General features: G+C 66.9%; 16 protein-coding genes and 1 pseudogene. 5 read left to right on the forward strand and 12 right to left on the reverse strand.

Features of this window, described 5'->3' with window-relative positions; genetic code table 11:
- Positions 1–7 precede the first annotated feature (7 nt).
- Positions 8–2,743, reverse strand: a complete 2,736-nt coding sequence (locus ACQ7JA_RS16725; RefSeq protein WP_430899722.1) for a TonB-dependent receptor — start codon at positions 2,741–2,743, stop codon at positions 8–10.
- Between the two features lie 149 nt (positions 2,744–2,892).
- Positions 2,893–4,329 (reverse strand): glycoside hydrolase family 30 protein, encoded by a 1,437-nt coding sequence (locus ACQ7JA_RS16730; RefSeq protein ID WP_430899724.1) that lies wholly within the window; start codon positions 4,327–4,329, stop codon positions 2,893–2,895.
- A 170-nt stretch (positions 4,330–4,499) separates the two neighbouring features.
- Between ACQ7JA_RS16730 and ACQ7JA_RS16735 the strand changes: the two genes are divergently transcribed.
- Both ACQ7JA_RS16735 and ACQ7JA_RS16740 read left to right on the forward strand, forming a co-directional pair.
- Positions 4,500–5,261 carry an SDR family NAD(P)-dependent oxidoreductase gene (locus ACQ7JA_RS16735; RefSeq protein WP_430899726.1) on the forward strand — a complete coding sequence of 254 codons (762 nt, stop codon included), beginning with the start codon at positions 4,500–4,502 and terminating at the stop codon, positions 5,259–5,261.
- 115 nt (positions 5,262–5,376) lie between these two features.
- A complete protein-coding gene (locus ACQ7JA_RS16740; protein WP_430899728.1) occupies positions 5,377–6,276 on the forward strand; it encodes a LysR family transcriptional regulator in 900 nt (299 codons plus the stop codon).
- Between the two features lie 14 nt (positions 6,277–6,290).
- On the opposite strand, the gene ACQ7JA_RS16745 is transcribed toward ACQ7JA_RS16740, so the two are convergent.
- From ACQ7JA_RS16745 to ACQ7JA_RS16755, 3 genes are read right to left on the reverse strand one after another with little or no spacing between them, the layout of a single operon-like run.
- Positions 6,291–6,770 (reverse strand): DUF1348 family protein, encoded by a 480-nt coding sequence (locus ACQ7JA_RS16745; protein ID WP_430899730.1) that lies wholly within the window; start codon positions 6,768–6,770, stop codon positions 6,291–6,293.
- 23 nt (positions 6,771–6,793) lie between these two features.
- Positions 6,794–7,729 (reverse strand): PDR/VanB family oxidoreductase, encoded by a 936-nt coding sequence (locus ACQ7JA_RS16750; protein ID WP_430899732.1) that lies wholly within the window; start codon positions 7,727–7,729, stop codon positions 6,794–6,796.
- Between the two features lie 2 nt (positions 7,730–7,731).
- Positions 7,732–8,664, reverse strand: coding sequence for a pyridoxamine 5'-phosphate oxidase family protein (locus ACQ7JA_RS16755; protein WP_430899734.1), 933 nt, complete (start codon positions 8,662–8,664; stop codon positions 7,732–7,734).
- 255 nt (positions 8,665–8,919) lie between these two features.
- On the opposite strand from ACQ7JA_RS16755, the gene ACQ7JA_RS16760 reads away from it, so the two are divergent.
- Together ACQ7JA_RS16760 and ACQ7JA_RS16765 are read left to right on the forward strand one after the other, a co-directional pair.
- Positions 8,920–9,993 carry an oxidoreductase gene (locus ACQ7JA_RS16760; protein ID WP_430899736.1) on the forward strand — a complete coding sequence of 358 codons (1,074 nt, stop codon included), beginning with the start codon at positions 8,920–8,922 and terminating at the stop codon, positions 9,991–9,993.
- Between the two features lie 94 nt (positions 9,994–10,087).
- Positions 10,088–10,459: a DsrE family protein gene (locus tag ACQ7JA_RS16765; RefSeq protein ID WP_430899738.1), complete on the forward strand. Its 372-nt coding sequence runs from the start codon at positions 10,088–10,090 to the stop codon at positions 10,457–10,459.
- Between the two features lie 54 nt (positions 10,460–10,513).
- Here ACQ7JA_RS16765 and ACQ7JA_RS16770 read toward each other — a convergent pair.
- Positions 10,514–11,175: pseudogene (locus ACQ7JA_RS16770) on the reverse strand (LysR family transcriptional regulator).
- Positions 11,176–11,275: 100 nt separating this feature from the next.
- On the opposite strand from ACQ7JA_RS16770, the gene ACQ7JA_RS16775 reads away from it, so the two are divergent.
- A complete protein-coding gene (locus ACQ7JA_RS16775; protein WP_430899740.1) occupies positions 11,276–11,866 on the forward strand; it encodes a hypothetical protein in 591 nt (196 codons plus the stop codon).
- On the opposite strand, the gene ACQ7JA_RS16780 is transcribed toward ACQ7JA_RS16775, so the two are convergent.
- The 6 genes from ACQ7JA_RS16780 to ACQ7JA_RS16805 form a co-directional block, all read right to left on the reverse strand.
- Entirely contained in the window at positions 11,841–12,866 is a 1,026-nt protein-coding gene (locus tag ACQ7JA_RS16780; protein ID WP_430899742.1) for a glycoside hydrolase family 43 protein, read from the reverse strand. The genes ACQ7JA_RS16775 and ACQ7JA_RS16780 overlap by 26 nt on opposite strands.
- A gap of 89 nt (positions 12,867–12,955) precedes the next feature.
- The gene (locus tag ACQ7JA_RS16785; protein WP_430899744.1) at positions 12,956–13,897 is read right to left on the reverse strand and encodes a LysR family transcriptional regulator; all 942 of its coding nucleotides are present in this window, start codon (positions 13,895–13,897) and stop codon (positions 12,956–12,958) included.
- A gap of 56 nt (positions 13,898–13,953) precedes the next feature.
- Entirely contained in the window at positions 13,954–14,913 is a 960-nt protein-coding gene (locus ACQ7JA_RS16790) for a glycoside hydrolase family 43 protein (protein ID WP_430899746.1), read from the reverse strand.
- Positions 14,914–14,933: 20 nt separating this feature from the next.
- Positions 14,934–15,899 (reverse strand): galactofuranose ABC transporter, permease protein YjfF, encoded by a 966-nt coding sequence (gene yjfF / locus ACQ7JA_RS16795; protein WP_430899748.1) that lies wholly within the window; start codon positions 15,897–15,899, stop codon positions 14,934–14,936.
- Positions 15,896–16,960: an ABC transporter permease gene (locus tag ACQ7JA_RS16800; RefSeq protein WP_430899750.1), complete on the reverse strand. Its 1,065-nt coding sequence runs from the start codon at positions 16,958–16,960 to the stop codon at positions 15,896–15,898. The genes yjfF and ACQ7JA_RS16800 overlap by 4 nt, the downstream gene beginning before the upstream one ends.
- Positions 16,957–18,480, reverse strand: a complete 1,524-nt coding sequence (locus tag ACQ7JA_RS16805; protein ID WP_430899752.1) for a sugar ABC transporter ATP-binding protein — start codon at positions 18,478–18,480, stop codon at positions 16,957–16,959. Before ACQ7JA_RS16805 ends, ACQ7JA_RS16800 begins: the two co-directional genes overlap by 4 nt.
- Positions 18,481–18,487: the final 7 nt, after the last annotated feature.

An 18,487-nucleotide genomic window follows, 5' to 3' on the forward strand; every position in this document is an offset into this window, starting at 1 on the left:
CCTCGTCTTACAATTTATAGTTCACGCCGAACAGCACCTGGCGGCCGTAGGTCGTGTAGCGCTCGGGCGCATAGGCGCCGCTGGCGAAGGGGCTGCCCTGCTTGGTCTGGTAAGGCTCGTTGCCGAGATTATTCACCTGCAGCATGAAGGACAGGTTCTTCCACGGGCCGCTCTGGAACTCGTAGCCCAGCTGGATGTCGACCTGGTCCTCGGCCATGATCTCGCTGAAGGCGCGCTGGGCGAACAGGCCCGTGACCTCGCCGCGGAAGGCGGAGCGGTAACGCTGGGCCACGCGCGCCGAGAAGCCGGCCTTTTCGTAGAACAGCGTGATGTTGCGCACCACGCCCGACAGGCCCGGCAGCTTTTCCGTGGTGCCCGGGCCGTTCGGGCTGATCGAGCTCTCGGTGCCGGAGACGCTGGCCTGCACGCCGAAGCCGTCCAGCGGCTGCCACAGCATGCCGAATTGCAGGGAGCCGCTGAGTTCCACGCCGCGCACGTAGCCGCCCTGCCCGTTGGCCGGCTGGTTGATGGTGCCGATATTCGTCAGCGGGACCACGGCGCTCGAGTTCGGGAAGCCGGTGAAGTCGAAGGGACGCTGCTGGTTGTAGATGTAGCTCTTGAGGTCCTTGAAGAAGTAGGCGGCCGACACATAGCTGCCCTTGCCCAGGTAGTGCTCGAGCGAGAGGTCGAAGGAGTTGGCGCGCCACGGTTCCAGCTGCGGATTGCCGCCGCTGCCGTTCCACATGCGCGTGGTCTGGTCGACACCGGCCGACACGCCGGCGCGCATGTCCGACATGCGCGGCCGCGCCAAGGTCTTGGCCACGCCCATGCGCATATAGGTGTCGTGCAGGTAGTGGCCGAAGTCGAAGTTCAGGTTCACGCTCGGCAGGATGTCGTGGTAGGAGTGGCCGGCCGAGAGCGGCGTGATCACGTTGTTGCTCACCGCCTTGCCCTGCGCGTCCTGGTCCACGTGCACGTACTGCACGCCGACGTTGCCGCGCAGCGGCACGTTGCCCAGGTCGGTGTCGATGCCGAGACGCAGGTAGCCGATGGCCTGCTTCTCGCTCACCGCCCAGTCCTGCTGGGCCACGTCGGTATCGACCGGGCGCTTGACGTAGAAGCGGTCGATCGCGGCGCGCGGGTCGAAGGACAGCACGCCGGGAATGCCGGCCCAGGCCAGCGAGGTGGTCGGCTGGATGATGTCGGCCGGGACGGTGGTCAAGGCGCGGCCGTTCTTCAGCCAGAAGGTCTGCGAGACGTCTTCGTGCGACTTGTCGCGCTTGGAGTAGCTCAGGCCCGCCTGCACGTTGCTGAAGAAGCCGTCGAGCTCCCCGCGCACGTTCAGCTTGGCCGCGCCCAGGCGGTCTTCGACGCGTGGATGGTGCATGGTGGCGTCGTGGCCCCAGCCGCCGACGTCGGTCAGCCTGATGATGCCGGGGTTGGTGAAATCGACGCTCGGGGTGAACTGCGGCAGGCCGGCGCCGACCGGGATCCGGAACTTGAAATCGTTGTCGGTGACGCCGGAATTGGCCGGTCCCAGGCCGGCATAGGTCTCGGACGTGGTTTCGCGGCGCTTCGCCGTGGACCAGGACAGGTCGCCGTCGACCGACCAGCGGTCGTCCAGGCGCAGCCTCGTGTTCCAGCCCAGGGCGCCCATCTCGTCGCGGCGCTCGTTGTAGTCGTTGCGCACGATCGGTTCCAGGTTGACCAGGCTGCCGCCGGTGAGCAGGCGCACGCCGCCGATGGTCTCGACCCGGGGATCGCGGTAGGTGACGGCGCTCCACTGGTGCGAGTTCCACATCATGCCGCGCATGACCTCTTCCTGGTCGAACTGCGAGTAGTACAGGTCGAGGGTCGAGCGCAGGTCGCGGTTCGGTTTCCAGTCGACGACCGCCATCAGGCCGTCGCGCACCTGCTTGCGCGAGGTCGAGGTGACTTCGGCGCCCTTCAGCGCGACCACGTCCTCCATCCCTGCCGGGAGATTGTTCTCGGCGCCCCACCACCAGGACTTGTATTCCTTCTGCTGGCCGGGCGTGTCGAGGTGGGCGTAGCCGATGGCCAGGCCCAGGGTGTTGTTCAGGTACTGGTCGATGTAGGACAGCGATACGCGCTTGCCCTTGTTCGACCAGCCGCTATTGAGCTGGCCGTTGCTGTTGTGTTCGCCGCGTGCGTTGAAGGCGATGGTGCGGCCCTTGCGGTCCAGCGGGCGCACGGTGCGCAGGTCGATGGTGCCGGACAGTCCCGCCGCCGTCATGTTCGCGTCGGGCGTCTTGTAGACCACGACGCCGCTGAGCAGCTCGGATGGATACTGGTCGAATTCCGCGCTGCGGTCGTTGCTGGTGCTGGTCTGTTCGCGGCCGTTGAGCAGGGTGACGCCGAAGTCCGGCGCCAGGCCGCGCAGGGAAATCACCTGGGCACGGCCGGCCACGCGCTGCGCGGTCAGGCCGGGCAGGCGCGCGATCGATTCCGCGATCGACTGGTCGGGCAGCTTGCCGATGTCTTCGGCGGTGATCGCCTCGACGATCGAATCGGATTCCTTCTTGATCGCGATCGACGTTTCGATACTGCCGCGGATGCCGGTCACCACCACCTGGGAGGGGGCGCTTTCCTGGGGTTGAGACTGGGACTGCGCCTGGGCCGCTGCGCTCCACAGGCAGAGGGCGCAGGCGGCAGCGATCGGGCTCAAGCGGATTGCATGGGTGACGGCCGCATCGGCGCCGCGGGCGTTGCGAAATCGAGTCATGTGGGTCTCCTGAGTTGTTCTTCTGTGTCTTATTTTGGAAACGTTGCCAAATTATTGGAAAATTTTTTGGAAACGTTTCCAACCTGCCGGGCTCATTATTGCGCCGCTGTGAATACGCTGTCAATGCAATTCACATCGGCTGTTTTGTTTCAGCGTGTGCCGCCCCAGGCGAAGGTAGCGACGCTCATGCCAGGAAGCGTGTAGCGGAAGCTCTGCCCTTTCACGCGGACCGAGAAGGTCTGCTCCTTGGATGCGCCATTGGCCACGACCAGGGCCAGCGAGCCGTCGCGGTTGCGGAAGGCGACGTTCGACAGTTCCCCTGCCGCTTCGCTCGACTGCACCCGCTGCGCGCCCGGCAGCACGAAGCGGCTGGCGTGGGCAAGCGCGTAATACTCCACGTTGCGCGTCACCTCGCCGGTGCGCGAATCGATGGTCACGACGCCGCGGCAGTCCTTGCAGCCGCCCAGGTGCGGGCCGTCCTTCTCGTCCAGCGCCAGGTTCCACAGCAGGACGCCGCGCGCCCAGCCGCGCGTGGTATCGATGACGAGGGTGCGGGTGAAGAACATCAGGTTCTTGGCCCAGTCCATGGCCCAGCGCCCGCCCGAGCACTCCGTGAACCAGGTGTCCTTGTCGGGGAACCGGGCATGCACCTGGGCCTGCACCGCCACGTTGCCGGCATAGCAGTGCCAGGCCACGCCGCTCACATATTTTGCGGCGGCCGGGTCGGCCAGTACGGCGGTGGGCGACTGCGGTTCGTCCCAATTATGGTCCCAGTCGAACAGCGTGGTGCCGGGGTGTTCGCGTGCCAGCAAGGGGCCGAGATGCTTGCCGATGAAGGCCGCGCGGCTCGGCGGGTCGACACGCATGCCGGGATAGTCGGGCGGTTCGAAGTGCGGCTCGTTCTGCAAGGTCAGCGCGAAGATCGGCACGCCCTCTTTTTGCATGTCGCCCACGTAGCGGCCCAGGTAGCGGGCGAAGGCGTCATAGGCTTCCGGCTTGAGCGAGCCCTTGACCAGGCTGTCGCTGCTCTTCATCCAGCCCGGCGCGCTCCAGGGCGAGGCCATCACCTTCAGCTGCGGATTGACTGCCAGCGCCTGCTTCACGGTCGGCAGCACGGAGGCGCGATGCGGGTCGATCGAGAAGCGCTTCAACTCGGGATCGCTTTCGCCCGCCGGCATGTCGTCGAAGCTGTAGTGGCTCTGCGAGAAATCCGAGGCGCCGATGGTCAGGCGGGTGAAGGACATGCCGACGCCGGGATTGCGGCCGAACAGCTCGCGCATCAGCGTGTCGCGCTGCGCCGGCTGCATGCGCTGCTGGATGAGATAGGCCGAGGCATCGGTGATCGAGGCGCCGAAGCCCTGCATCTCCTGGAAGCGCCTGTCGGGATCGATGTCGATGACGGTGGCCGCCGGCTTGGCGCGGCCGAACCTCGCGTCGGGAACGCGCGCCATCAGCCTGGACTGGTCGCCGGCGGTCAGCCAGGCCTGGACGGCGCCGGCTCCCTCCCCGGCCACGGCATGGGAGTGGATGGCGCCCAGCAGTACCGTCAACACGGCGCTGCGGAGCATCAGGGCGGGTTTGCTCATTGTTGTAGGTCTCCTCTCATTGGCACGCAACCGGAAATTGGAAACGTTGCCAAATTAATATAGCACGCTTGAGTGGACACGCGGAAATCGAAAAACCGCATTCGTGCGGCTGTGATAAGTTCGGTTTCATTCACATACCGGCTCACGCCACCATCAGGAGAGGACCCAGGATGAACCGTTTCAAGGACAAAACCGTGCTGGTCACCGGCGCAGCTTCCGGCATCGGCCTGGCAAGCGCCCGCCGCTTTCTCGATGAAGGCGCGCGCGTCGTCGTGCTCGATATCGACGAAGCCACGCTTCGCAAAGCGGCCGCCGCGCTGCCGCAGGACCGTGTGCTCGTGCAGGTCGGCGATACCGCCGACAAGGAAACCGCCGTTGCCGCGGTCAAGGCGGCTGTCGACAGGTTCGGCGGGCTGGATATCCTCATCAACAACGCCGGCATGGCGACCGAGGGCGACATCATGCACACGAGCGAAGAAGACTTCGCACGCGTCATGGCAGTGAACGTGGCCGGCTACTTCCACATGGCCAAGGCGGCGATGCCCGAACTCGCCAAGGCCCGCGGATCGATCGTGATGACCTCCTCGGTGTCGGGGCTGGGCGGAGACTGGGAGCTGTTCGCCTACAACACCTCGAAGGGCGCCGTCAGCAATATGGTGCGCGCGATGGCGATGGATGCGGCGAAGGATGGCGTGCGGGTGAACGCGGTCAATCCGAGCTTCACGGCATCCCGGATGACCGAGGACATGCTGGGCGATCCCGGGCTGGTCGCCGAATTCAGGAAGCGCATGCCGCTCGGCGCGCCCGAGGATCCCGAGGGAGTCGCCGCCGCGATGGCCTTCCTGGCGAGCGAGGATGCGCGGCTTGTCACGGGTGTGAACCTGCCGGTCGATAACGGCTTGATGGCCTCCAACGGGCAGCCGCACCAATAGAATCGCGCAGCCCTGATCCTTGCCCATAGGATTGCTGGTCTATCCATTTTCCGAAATAATGCAGAGCGATGGAACCGGCGTGTGACGCCGGTTTCTCTTTCGCATGGAGAAATTGATGGACCAGGTTCATTTGATGAGCGTATTCGTCGCGGTTGGCGAGGAAGAGGGTTTTGCCGCGGCCGCGCGCCGCCTCGACCTGTCCCCGGCGGCGGTGACGCGCGCCATTGCCGCCCTCGAGGAGAAGCTCGGCGTCAAGCTGCTGCTGCGCACGACACGCAACGTACGCCTGACCGAGGCCGGCCGCCGCTACCTGGACGATTCCCGCGCCATCCTGTCCAGCATCGAAGAAGCCAACGAGGCCGCCGCTGGGGTCAACTCGGCCCCCAAGGGCAATCTGTCGGTCACCTCCCCGGTCCTGTTCGGCAAGACCTTCGTCATGCCCGGCATCGTGCGCTACCTGAAGACATACCCGGAGGTCGAGGTCTCGGCGCTGTTCCTCGATCGGGTCGTCAACCTGGTGGAGGAAGGCATCGACGTGGCGGTGCGCATCGGCCACCTGCCCGATTCCAGCCTGAAGGCGCTGCGCGTCGGCCAGGTTCGGCGCGTGCTGTGCGCCTCGCCGGAGTACCTGGCGAAGCACGGGGTGCCGCGGCATCCGGACGACCTGCTGCGCCACACCATCGTCGCGGCAAGCGGCGTCACGCCCCGGGTCGAGTGGAAGTTCGGCGCGGCCGACGACCCGACCACGGTGCGCCTGAGGCCGAGACTGACGGTGACCAGCAACGACGCCGCCATCGCAGCCGTTGTGATGGGCCTGGGCATCTGCCGGCTGCTGTCCTACCAGGTCGCGGACGAACTGGCGGCGGGCCGCCTGAAGATCGTGCTGGCCGATTTCGAAGAAGCGCCGTGGCCGGTGCACCTGGTGCACCGCGAGAGCAAATTCGGCGCGTCCAAGGTGCGCAATTTCATCGACCTGCTGGCCGGGGAACTCAAGGCACATCCCCACCTCAACTGAGTCCCCGTTGCCGCTCACAGCCCAAGGTCGGACAGGCCCGGGTGATCGTCGGGGCGGCGGCCGAGCGGCCAGCGGAACTTCCGCTCCTCTTCCCTGATCGGCATGTCGTTGATGCAGGCGTAGCGCTCGACCATCAGGCCGTCGGGGCCGAACTCCCAGTTCTCGTTGCCGTAGGAGCGGTACCAGTTTCCCGAGTCGTCGCGGCTTTCATAGGCGTAGCGCACGGCGATGCGGTTCTCCGTGAAGGCCCACAGTTCCTTGATCAGGCGGTATTCGAGCTCCTTCTTCCATTTGCGCTCGAGGAAGGCGCGCGCTTCGTCGCGGCCGTTGCAGAACTCGGCGCGATTGCGCCAGCGGGTGTCGAGGCTGTAGGCCAGCGCCACCCTGGCGGCATCGCGGGTGTTCCAGCCGTCTTCGGCGAGGCGCACCTTCTCGATGGCGGATTCGCGGGTGGAGGGTGGGAGCGGCGGGCGGAGTTCGGGGCCTGACGTCATGGGATACCTCTTTCAACGGTGGTTTACAAATCGAGTGCGAGTTCGGATGTGGCGGCCCAGGACACGCACGGGGTCATCCCCTGCGCGCGCTGGGCGGGGGACAGGCAGACGTCGCGGTGCACGGGCGCGCCCGACACCACGCCGGCGTAGCAGTTGCCGCATTCGCCGCGCTTGCATTCGTAGGAGACGAACACGTCGGCATCGATCATGGCGTCCAGGATCGATGCGCCGGGCGCGACGTCGAGGGTCATGCCGCTCTGGAGCAGGTGCACGCGCAGCGGCCGGTCCTGGGCCTGGGCGCGCGCGCCGAAGCTTTCGAAGCGGATGTGCCGCCGCGGCCAGCCCTGCGCCGTGGCGGCCGCGCGGACTGCTTCGAGCAGCGCTACCGGGCCGCAGGCATGCAGTTCGCAGCCTTCCCGCCAGGGTCCGACCAGTGCCTCCAGGTCGGGACGGCCATCCACGCCGGTAGCGTAGGTGCGCACGCGCCCTTCGCCGAGCGCCTGCCAGTCCTCGGCCAGCACCAGCCGCTCACGGTCGTGCGCCAGGTAATGCAGTGCGTAGTCGGCCCCGGCGGCGTCCAGCGCGCGTGCCATTGCAACGATCGGCGTGATGCCGATGCCGCCGGCGATCAGCACGGTGCGGACGGCGCCGGACTGCAGCCTGAAGCCGTCGAGCGGCGCGCCGACATCGAGCGCCATGCCGGGCGCGAATTCGTCGTGCAGCACGCGCGAGCCGCCGCGTCCGCGCTCCTCGCGTTGCACCGCGATGCGCAGCCTGCCGTCCGCCTCGCCCACCACCGAGTAGGCGTTGGCGTGGCTGGCGCCGCTGCGCGCCTTGAAGCGCAGTTCCACGTGGGCGCCCGGCTGCCAGGGCGGCAGCGCGGCGCCGCCCAGCGGGGCCAGGCGGAATTCCTTCACGGCCGGGCCGTGCGGGATGATGGCGTCGATCAGGTAGCGCATGGTCAAGCCTCCGCAGTGGCCGGATTGAAGGGCGATGCGTCCAGGTATTCCCACGCGAGCCGGCGCGGGGTGCGGCGCAGCAGCCAGCGCTCGACCTCGATTTCCCAGAAGCGCCCGGTGCCGCCGGTGAGACCGAGCGGATCGTCCTGGCCGTGCAGGATGCGGGCCCGGCCGCCGATCTGGAGCAGGCGCTGGCCGTCGAAATCGGGAATGCACAGGCCGACGCGCGGATCCAGCACCAGGTTGCCGAAGGTGTTGAACAGGCTGTTGCCGGCGTAATCCGGCATGCGCAGCAGGCCGTCCCCGAGCACCTGGACGAAGCCGGGATTGCCGCCGCGGTGAGAGGCGTCGGCGCCGGTCTGCGCGTGGTTGCTGGCCACGAACAGGGTATCGGCGCGGCGCACGAGGCCGCATACCTCGCCGTCCAGCGTACTGCCTTCGTCCAGCAGGGCCGGCAGCGTGGCGTCGTCCATGCCGCGCAGCTGGCGGCGCTGGATGTACCTGGGGCAGTTCGGATAGGCTTCTCGCACCGCCACCTCGAAGCCCCCGGCGTCCAGCCGCGTCAGGCTGCCGTTGATGCGGTAGCGGCGGCGCGATCCCAGCTCGATGAACAGCATGCCGAGCGCGGGATTGGCGGCGACGTTGGCCCAGAACGGGTCGAGCGGGTCGCGTCTCTCCTCCGGTACGTCGATCGCGATCGCGGCGGCGGTATCCGCGTGGATGAAGCCGGATTCGCCGAACAGCAGCGTGGCCCAGGGCGCCCCGGCGGCATCGACGCTGGCCAGCACCGCCATCGACTGCTTCTGCAGGAAGGGCCGGGCGCCGCCGAGAATGGTGTTCGCGATGACCGCGCCGTTGCGGTCGGCGGTGGCGGCTTCGCCGGCGGCTTGCTGCACGCTGCGTTCGCCTTCATGGTAGACCGATGTCGTCGTCATGCTGCCCTCTCCCGTGTGCTGGCCGGCCTGCAAGCCGTGCCTGGTTGTCGTGAGGTGCATTGTGTGGAATCGGACGGTCTTGTGGAACGATGCAGGCCGCAATTCATCATTTCGCGCGCAGAAACGCCGGCAGGCCCTTCTACGGCAGGGCGTTCCGCTCCCCCGGCATGGCACGGAATGGGAAGCCGTTCGCGCGCACGCCGGGGCGGACAAGTCCACGTAGAATGCCTCGACGACTCACCTGCAGGAGAAGGCATGCAACAGTATTCGGTAGGACTCATCGGCTTCGGCCTGGGCGGCTCCATCTTCCACGCGCCGATGATCGCCGCCGTTCCCGGCCTGCGGCTGGCCCGGATCGCCAGCCGCAGCGCGCAGGCCGAAGCACTCGGCGCCTATCCCGGCGTGCGGCTGGACGACACGCCCCACGCCATGCTGGACGACCCCACGATTGCGCTGGTCGTCGTCTGCACACCGAATGCGAGCCATCACGCCCTGGCCAAGGCTGCGCTGCTGGCCGGTAAGCACGTGGTGGTGGACAAGCCCTTCGTGCTGTCCAGCGCCGAAGGCGAAGAACTGCTGGCCCTGGCGCGCCGGCGGGGCCTGCGGCTCAGCGTCTACCAGAATCGCCGCTGGGACGGCGATTTCCTCACCCTGCGCCACGCGCTGGCATCGGGCGAGCTCGGTGCGGTCCACACCTTCCGCGCCCACTTCGACCGCTATTCCCCGCAGGTGAAGACGCGCTGGAAGGAAGAGGCGCAGCCGGGCGCCGGCGTCTTGTGGGACCTGGGGCCGCACCTGATCGACCAGGCGTTGCAGCTGTTCGGCATGCCGCGCTCGGTCACCGCCCACCTGTCGGTCCAGCGCGATGGCGCCCAGGTGGCGGACGCCTTCGAGCTGGTCCTGGATCATGGCGCCACCACGTCCTTCCTGCATGCCGGCGCGCTGGTGCGCGCACCCGGTCCGCGCTACCAGGTCCATGGAACGCACGGCAGCTTCGTCAAGTACGGCATCGACCCGCAGGAGAACGCGCTGAAACTGGGGATGCGGCCGGGCGACCCCGGCTTCGGCAGCGATGCGACGCAAGACTGGGCGAGTGTCACGGCGGCCGACGGCGTCCCCCGCACCGTCGAAACCCTTCCGGGCGACTACGTGGCCTTCTATCGCGGCATGTACGAGGCGATCGCCCATGGCGCGCCAGTGCCCGTGCGGCCGGAAGACGCGCTCGATGTAGTGCGGGTGATCGAACTGGCGCTGCGCAGCGGGCGCGAACGGCGGACCATCGATGTGGATCTTGCCGGGACTATTCCGGCTAGCGAAACAATGTATTGAAAACTGCATGGTTTTTCTCCCCAGGCGGCATGCCTAGAATGGCCTCATCCGCTGCACGAGGTGGCGGACCAAGCCAACCACGAGGAGAACAACCATGAAAGCAGCGATCATCATCCTGTCCGATCCAAAAGCCGGCGAAGAAGCCCTGGGCCGCATGTTCAACGGCCTGGCCGCCGCCTACGACTTCAAGCAACAGGATGTCGAAGTCGGCATCTACTTCCAGGGCACCGGCACCCGCTGGCCGGGGGTGCTGGCCAACGCCGCGCATCCGATCCATGCGCTGTACAAGGCGGTCGAAGACCGGGTGGTGGGCGTGTCCTGCGGCTGCGCCGACGTGTTCGGGGCGCGCGAGGAAGTGGAAAAGGCGGGCTTCGACCTGATCACCGACAACAGCGTGCCGGGCACCTCGGGCCTGCCCAGCATCGCCCGCATCGCGGCCGACGGCTACACCGTCTTCACCTTCTGAGCGCGGAGCGCGTCGCCTGGGCGACGGCCGCCCGAACACCTGGGCGAACCTTTCTCAGACGGCCTGCGACAGCATCGCATCGGCGATGTCGAGCATCGCGCGCAGGCGGTCCATATGCCGCAGGTCGTGGTGATATCCCACCCAGATATCCCGCCCCGGAGGCTGGTCCGGCATGTCGATGCGTTGCAATCCCGACGTCGCGTCGCCCAATGGCCTCGGCAGTACTGCAATGCCCATGCCGCGCAGGCACATCTGGGCCTGGACGGCCCGACTGGTGCTCGTGAAGACACGGCGCGACGACGGGAACCTGTCGAGCAGCCAGGCCACATCCGGAAAGTGGGACTGCGCCGTATTCATGAGGATCAGCCCGACGGACGCCGGATCTTCCTCCATCGCCCGCGCGCTCTCGGCGGAACCATAGAGGCCATAGGAAATGCTCATCAGTCGGCGCTGGACGATGTCCGGCTCGGTGAAAGGCACGAGGCGGAAGGCCACGTCGGCCTCGCGGCGCGCCAGGTTGAGCAGCCGGTAGCTTCCGATGACCTCCGGCACGACGGCCGGATGGCGGCGCGCCAGTTCAGCCAGGACGGGGCGTCTTCCAGCGCCTTGATGCGGCGCCCCACCGTCGGGTGGCTCACACCGAGGGTACGCGCAGCCTCGCCGTACGATCCGCCACGCATTACGGCCAGGAATATCCGGACGTCGCTCCACTCCATCACTCCACCGTTCAAAAATGTTCGTCAAATGTCCACGGACAACAGTTCCTAAACAAGCGTGTACGGCTCACCATGGCGCCTTTCACCGTGCCGGCGGGTCTTGCGCCGGCCTTGCCTGGAGTTTGAAAACATCCAGGACGCGCTGCACACGAGCGCCCTGGACGCCGGCCTGGTCTTCCTGCCCTTCGGCCTGGGCTTCCTACTGGGACCACTCGTCACGCCCGCCTGCAGGCGCCTGCTCGGCGATTGGGTCAATCCGACCGGCATGGCGCTGGAGAGCGCCGGCCTGCTCGGCCTGGCCTGGCTGGTCGATGCCGGTCCGGCCGGCCTGGCGCCACCGCCGGCGCCGCTGGCCGCCATGCTGTTCGCCATCGGCTTCGGGCAGGGCCTCGGACTGCCGACCTTGATGCGCATGATCACGGGCCGTGTCTCCCCCGCCCTGTCGGGAATGATCGCCGGCGTTGCGAGCTCCACGCTGCAGGTGAGCACCGCGCTCAGCGTGGCCGTGATCGGCGGCGTGTTCTACGGCGTCCTCGGCGCACGCGACGATCCGGCGGCGCTCGCCCATGCCTTCACCGTCGCAGCCCTGTGCATCGCCGGTTGCCTGGCCGCCGGCGCCGTCCTGGGCGCCACGCTGGCCGGGCGCGCCGGAGCCGCCCAGCGTGTCAGCGCCCCTGCCGGCCCCGGTTGACGTCCGCAACCGGCTGCCCGAAGTCGGGCGTCCCGTCGGCCCGCCACGTGATCACCTGTGCCCGCGTATGGCGGTTCGGATCGTGCAGGGGATCCCCCGTGATGTCGCGGTAGCCGCGGGCGTGGTACACCAGGATGTCCGTCTTGCCGTCGGGGCTGGTGGTGAACGCATTGTGGCCCGGACCATACTGTCCGGTCGCGGCGCTGCTCTGGAACACGGGCAGCGGCGACTTGGTCCATGCAGCCGCGTCGGTCAGGTCGGCGGAGGCGGCCGCGCTCAGCATGCCGAGGCAATAGTTGGCATCGGTGGCGCTCGCGGAATAGGTCAGGAACACGCGGCCGTGCCTGACCAGGACAGCGGGCGCCTCGTTGACGTGCTGCTCCCTCTTCTCCCACGGATAGTCGGGCGCGGTCAGCATGGTGGCCGGGCCCGTGATCGAGAGCGGCGAGTCCATGCGGGCGATGTACACGGCGGTCATGTGGCGATCCGCCGTCGGCGGGCGCTGGGTCCATGACAGGTAGCGCTGCCCGTTGACCGTGAAGGTGGTCGCGTCAAGCGCAAACGACTCCCAGCCGGTCTTGAGCTGTCCCCGCTCGATCCACTGCCCGCCAAGCGGATTGGCTGCTGCATTCTCGAGCACGTAAAGGCGGATGTCGAATGGCGCGTCGGCACGGCCGGCCGTGAAATACAGATACCATTTGCCGTCGATGTGATGCAGTTCCGGCGCCCAGATATGGCTGCTCATCGGTCCGCTCGCATGCTTGCGCCAGACAACCTTTGCCTCGGCCTTGCCCAGGTCGTTCAGGTGGCGGGTGCGGCGCAACTCGATCCGGTCATACTCGGGAACGGTGGCCGTGTAGTAGTAGTAACCGTCCGTGTGCAGGGTGACGTGCGGATCGGCGCGCTGCGGCACGAGCGGGTTGGCGAAGCCGGGGGCGGCCGAAGCAGGCAAGGCCAGGGCCAGGCTCAGGGCGAGGGCGAACCGGAAGGGTCTCATCATGTACGGGTCCATGGATGGCTTGGATCGCCCATGGTACGAAACCCGGCAGAGGCGATCCAATCACTTTTTCGCGGCAAGCGATACCGGTTCTAATAGATCTCGGAAGCCGCCAGCCTCACCTGCTTCAGCAGCAGCTCGGCGCCCGGCGACAGCAGGTGCTTCTGCTGGCGGATGATGCCGAAGGCATCCATCGTACAGGGCAGTTCGATCGGCAGCACGCGCATCACGTTCAGAGAAGCGTAGTACTGCGCCACCTCCAGCGGCATCACGTGCAGCGAATCGGTCTGCTGCAGCAGTGTCGTGATGAGCAGCAGCGCGGTGGTGTCGACCACGTTCGCGGGCGGCTGCAGGCCGGCGCGGCGGAACATCATGTCGAAGCGGTGGCGCAGGATGCTGCCGGGCGGCGGCAAAATCCAGGGCCGGTCGGCGATGTCCTCCAGGCGCAGGTCCTTCGCCTCGAGCAGCGCATGGCCGGGGCGCACCACGGCGCAGGCGGGTTCCTCGGTCAGCTCCTCGTACACCAGGCCGCTCGAGTCTTCCTTTTCCAGGATGCGGCCGATCATGAAGTCGAGCGTGCCGCGCTGCAGCTTGTCGAGCAGGACGTTGCTGGGCTCCAGGTGCACGCCGATGCGCAGCAGCGGGGCCTGTTCCTTGATGCGCGCGATCGCGCGCGGCAGCAGCGCCATCGCGGGCGACATGATGACGCCCACCTCGACCTGCCCGGACAGCCCGGCCTTGAGCGCCACCAGGTCGTCGTGCGCCAGCGCCAGGCTGGTCAGCGCCATGCGCGCGTGGCGGATCATGGTCTCGCCGTAGATGGTCGGCTCCATCCCGCGCGGCAGGCGCTCGAACAGGCGCACGTCCAGCATCTCTTCGAGATCCTTGATCTGCTTGGACGCCGCCGGCTGCGTCATGTGGAGTTCCTCCGCCGCCCGGTGGATGTTGCGGAAGTCGTCCAGCGCGATCAGGAGGAGCAGCTGGCGCGTCTTGAGGCGCGCCTTCAGGAACCAGTTCGGGTTTGTCGTATCCATCAGAAAATAATATCAGTATCGATATCACTTCGATAGAAAAAACTGTTCAGTAGCTATCACTTGCAGCCCGGCGAAGGATTGGCGGCCGGCCCTTCCGCCGTTTGCGCGACCGGCAGGATCTTCCCATCGGGGCCATAGCGCAGCTCCTCGACGGCGACCGAGCGGCGGTACTCGCCACCGGTCGGCAGCTTGCCGTTGTGGTAGAAGATGTAGGACTTGCCATTGAACTCGACGATGGCCTGGTGGATCGTGTTGACGTTGCTGTTCTTCTCCATGATCACCCCGCCCCACGTCCAGGGGCCGGTGGCCGTCGGGCCGCTCATCACCACGGTCTGTTCCGGGAATTTCTGCGAGTACGAGAGGTAATAGGTGCCCTTGTGCTTGTGCAGGTAGGCCGCCTCGACGAAGTTGTCCAGGCCCACGGTATGGATCGGACCGTCGATCTCGATCATGTTCGGCTTGAGCTTCGCGTATTTCATGACCGTGTTGCCCCAGTAGAGATAGGCCTGGCCGTCGTCGTCGATGAAGACGGCCGGATCGATGTCGTCCCAGGGAATCGGGGATTCCTTCGTCATGTCGTTGGTGACCAGCGCCGTGCCGCGCGCGTCGACGAAGGGTCCGGTCGGGCTATCCGATACGGCCACGCCGATCGCCTTGCTCTTCAGGGCGGCGTGGTCCACGGTCGAATAGAAGTAGTACTTGCCGTTGCGCTTGACGACGTCGGAGGCCCAGGCGTCGCGGCCGGCCCACTTGAAGGTGCTGTAGCGCAGCGGCGAGCCATGATCGGTCCACTTCTTCATGTCGCAGCTGGAGTACACGCGCCACTCGTTCATCACGTATTCCTTGCCGCCGACGGGCGCCTCGTCCTTGCCGACGTAGACATAGACCCGGCCCTTGTCGACCAGGGCGGCGGGGTCGGCCGTGAAGATGTCCTTCACGATGGGGTTGCTGGCCAGGGCCGAAGGCGCAGCCAATGCAGCGGCCAGTCCGGCCACCAGTACGGACTTCTTGTTCATCACGTCTCCTTGTTGATTGATCAGCTTTGTTTCTGACGGAAGCCCATCAGGCGCTGTACCACGCAGAACACGAACAGCAGCGCGCCGATCACGATCTTGGTCCACCACGAACTCAGGGTGCCGTCGAAGGCGATCAGGGTCTGGATGGTGCCGAGCACCAGCACGCCCGACAGCGCCCCCAGCACGTAGCCGTAGCCGCCGGTGAGCAGCGTGCCGCCGATAACCACCGCCGCGATGGCATCCAGCTCGGTGCCCTGCGCATGCAGGCCATACCCCGACAGCATGTAGAACGAGAACAGCAGGCCGCCCAGCGCCGCGCAGAAGCCGCTGAAGGCATAGACCAGCACCTTGGTGCGGCCCACGGCCAGCCCCATCATCGCGGCCGACTGCTCGTTGCCGCCGATGGCGTACACGGCGCGCCCGAAGGACGAGTAGTGCGCCATCCACACGGCGAGCAGCAGCATGCCGATCGCGACCAGCGCTCCCGGCGACAGGAAGCCGCCCAGGAAGGGCAGTTGGGTCTGCGACATGGCGACGAACAGCGGATCCTCGATGGTGATCGACTCGATGCTGATCAGGTAGCACAGGCCGCGCGCCAGGAACATGCCGGCCAGGGTGACGATGAAGGGTTGCAGGCGGAAGAAGTGGATGATGGCGCCCATGCAGCCGCCGAAGGCCGCGCCGCCCAGCAGCACCACCGCGATCACGGCAAGCGGCGGCCACTGCGCCGCGTGCAGCAGCCAGGCCGCCACCATGGTGCTGAGGGCCAGCACCGCGCCCACCGAGAGGTCGATGCCTCCCGAGAGGATCACGATGCCCATGCCGATGGCCAGCACGAGAAGAAAAGCGTTGTCGATCAGGAGATTGAGCATCACCTGCAGCGACAGGAAGCCGTCGTAGGCCCCGCCGCCGGCCAGCAGCATGGCCGCCAGCAGGACCACCGTGGCGGCCGACGTGAACCAGGGAGCGCTGGTGACGTGCTTCATGCCGCCCTCCTCTTCCCCAGGCTCTTGAACTGGTCGGACTGCGCAATGCAGACCAGGAAGACCACGACCGACTTGACGACCATATTGACCTCGGGCGGGACGCCCAGCGAATAGATGGTATAGGTGAGCGTCTGGATGATCAGCGCCCCGATGATGCTGCCCACCAGCGAGAACTTGCCGCCCGCGAGCGAGGTGCCGCCCAGCGTCACCGCCAGGATGGCGTCCAGTTCCAGCAGCAGGCCGGCGTTGTTGGCGTCCGCGCTCTTGACGTTGGAGCTGATCATCAGGCCCGCCATGCCGGCGCAGGCCGCGCTGAACACATAGACGAAGACGACCAGGGCCGCGGTGCGGATGCCGGCCAAACGTGCCGCCACCGGATTGATGCCGACCGCCTGGATGAACAGGCCGAGCGCCGTGTGGCGCAGCAGCAGGCTGGTCACGGCGAACACCGCCACCACCACGAACAGCGCGAACGGCAGGCCGAGGAGATAGCCGCTGCCCAGGAAAAAGAAGGGCTGGTAGTAGACGGTGACGATCTGGCCGTCGGTAAGCAGCTGGGCCAGGCCGCGCCCGGCCACCATCAGGATCAGGGTGGCGACGATCGGCTGCAGGCCCAGGCCGGCAACGAGCGCGCCGTTCCACAGCCCGCACAGCAGGGCGACGCCGATGGCCGCCAGCAGCGCCAGCCCCATCGGCGTCTGCGCCACGTATTCGGGCACGCCGTTGTTGATCACCATGGTGCCGCCGATGAGCATGGAGGCCACCGTGCCCGACAGGGCCACGACGGCGCCCACCGAGATGTCGATGCCGCGGGTGGCAATGACGAGGGTCATGCCGATCGCCGCCAGCATCAGCGGCGCGGCGCGGTTGACGATGTCGACCAGGCTGCCGTACAGGTGGCCGTCCTTGATCTCCAGGCGGAAGAACCCGGGAATCAGGAGGAAGTCGATCAGCAGCAGCAGGCTCAGCGCCGCCAGGGGACGGAACAGCGGATGCTGGAAGACCGAGGGCCTGGCCGACCTGGCGGTCTGCAGCACCGTTTCCTTGACCGCGGCGTTCATGCGCAGCCCTCCCCGGCGATCACGTGCAGCACGGTGCTCTCGTCCAGCTCACCGCGGCCGTACTCGCCGCAGGCCTTGCGGTCGCGCATGACGACGATGCGGTCGCTCACGCGCAGCACCTCGGGCAGCTCGGACGAGATGAACAGGATCGACATGCCCTTGCGGCACAGGGTGGTAACGTAATCCATGATTTCCTGCTTGGCGCGCACGTCGATGCCGCGCGTCGGTTCGTCGAGGATCATCAGCTTCGGCTCGGTGGCCAGCCAGCGCGCCAGCAAAACCTTCTGCTGGTTGCCGCCGGAGAGCGTGCCGATCGGCGCCTCGATGCTCGCCGTCTTGATCCCCAGTTGTTTGACATAGTGGGCCGCGAGCTCCTGCTGGCGCCGCATCGGGATCGCGCGCAGCAGCCCCTGGCGCGCCTGCAGCGCCAGGATCAGGTTCTCGCGCACCGACAGCGCCAGGATGGCCCCTTCGTGCTTGCGGTCTTCCGAGCAGAAGCCGATGCCCTGTTGAATGGCATCGCGGGGCGTGGAGAACACGCGGCTGCGGCCGTCGATTTCGATGGCGCCGCTGTCGGCTTTATCCGCGCCGAACAGCAGGCGCGCGGTCTCGGTGCGGCCGGAACCGAGCAGGCCAGCCAGGCCGAGCAGCTCGCCCTTGCGAATCTCGAGGTCGATCGGACTCAAGACGCCCTTGCGCGCCAATGCCTTCGTGCGCAGGAAGGTTTCGCTGTGCGTGCCCGCCTCGGCGCAGGCGGCACCAAGCTCCTCCTGCGCTTCGGCCGGCGCGCCGATCATCTTGTTGACGAGGGCCAGGCGCGACAGCTCGCTGCACAGGTACTCGCCTTCGCGCTCGCCGTTGCGCATCACGGTGATGCGGTCCGAGATCGCATAGGTCTGGTCGAGGAAGTGGGTGACGAACAGGATCGCCATGCCCTGCTCGCGCAAGCCGCGCAGCACCGAAAACAGCAGCTGGACTTCGTTCTCGTCCAGGCTGGAGGTGGGCTCGTCGAGGATCAGGACCTTGCTCGAGATGTTCAGGGCGCGCGCGATCGCCACCATCTGCTGGATGGCGAGCGGATAGCTTGCCAGGGGCTTGGCGACGTCGACGTCGATCTGCAGGCGCTTGAGCAGTTCGGCCGCCTGGCTCCGCATGCCACGCCAGTCGATCATGCCAAAGCGGCGCGGATAGCGTCCGATGAAGATGTTCTCGGCGACCGACAGGTTCGGGCACAGGTTCACCTCCTGGTAGACCGTGCTGATGCCGAGTTCCTGCGCGTCCTGGGTGGAAGTGGGCGCGATCGCCGTCCCGTCGAGGACGATGCTGCCGCGCTCGGGCTGGTAGACGCCGGTGAGGACCTTGATGAGGGTCGATTTGCCGGCGCCGTTCTGGCCCATCAGCGTGTGGACTTCGCCGGGGAACAGGCGCAGGCCCGCGTCCGACAGCGCCTTCACGCCCGGGAATTGCTTGTGGATGCCGGTCACTTCCAGGACCGGCGCCACGGTGGTCGAGGCAAGCATAGCCGCC

The organism is Massilia sp. BKSP1R2A-1, from assembly GCF_050586525.1.
In the GTDB taxonomy this organism is placed as follows: domain Bacteria; phylum Pseudomonadota; class Gammaproteobacteria; order Burkholderiales; family Burkholderiaceae_D; genus Telluria.

Coding starts and splice junctions, on each gene's coding strand:
- ACQ7JA_RS16725 (WP_430899722.1), bottom strand. CDS start 2,743: ATGACTCGATTTCGCAACGCCCGCGGCGCCGATGCGGCCGTCACCCAT.
- ACQ7JA_RS16730 (WP_430899724.1), bottom strand. CDS start 4,329: ATGAGCAAACCCGCCCTGATGCTCCGCAGCGCCGTGTTGACGGTACTG.
- ACQ7JA_RS16735 (WP_430899726.1), top strand. CDS start 4,500: ATGAACCGTTTCAAGGACAAAACCGTGCTGGTCACCGGCGCAGCTTCC.
- ACQ7JA_RS16740 (WP_430899728.1), top strand. CDS start 5,377: ATGGACCAGGTTCATTTGATGAGCGTATTCGTCGCGGTTGGCGAGGAA.
- ACQ7JA_RS16745 (WP_430899730.1), bottom strand. CDS start 6,770: ATGACGTCAGGCCCCGAACTCCGCCCGCCGCTCCCACCCTCCACCCGC.
- ACQ7JA_RS16750 (WP_430899732.1), bottom strand. CDS start 7,729: ATGCGCTACCTGATCGACGCCATCATCCCGCACGGCCCGGCCGTGAAG.
- ACQ7JA_RS16755 (WP_430899734.1), bottom strand. CDS start 8,664: ATGACGACGACATCGGTCTACCATGAAGGCGAACGCAGCGTGCAGCAA.
- ACQ7JA_RS16760 (WP_430899736.1), top strand. CDS start 8,920: ATGCAACAGTATTCGGTAGGACTCATCGGCTTCGGCCTGGGCGGCTCC.
- ACQ7JA_RS16765 (WP_430899738.1), top strand. CDS start 10,088: ATGAAAGCAGCGATCATCATCCTGTCCGATCCAAAAGCCGGCGAAGAA.
- ACQ7JA_RS16780 (WP_430899742.1), bottom strand. CDS start 12,866: ATGATGAGACCCTTCCGGTTCGCCCTCGCCCTGAGCCTGGCCCTGGCC.
- ACQ7JA_RS16785 (WP_430899744.1), bottom strand. CDS start 13,897: ATGGATACGACAAACCCGAACTGGTTCCTGAAGGCGCGCCTCAAGACG.
- ACQ7JA_RS16790 (WP_430899746.1), bottom strand. CDS start 14,913: ATGAACAAGAAGTCCGTACTGGTGGCCGGACTGGCCGCTGCATTGGCT.
- yjfF (WP_430899748.1), bottom strand. CDS start 15,899: ATGAAGCACGTCACCAGCGCTCCCTGGTTCACGTCGGCCGCCACGGTG.
- ACQ7JA_RS16800 (WP_430899750.1), bottom strand. CDS start 16,960: ATGAACGCCGCGGTCAAGGAAACGGTGCTGCAGACCGCCAGGTCGGCC.
- ACQ7JA_RS16805 (WP_430899752.1), bottom strand. CDS start 18,480: ATGCTTGCCTCGACCACCGTGGCGCCGGTCCTGGAAGTGACCGGCATC.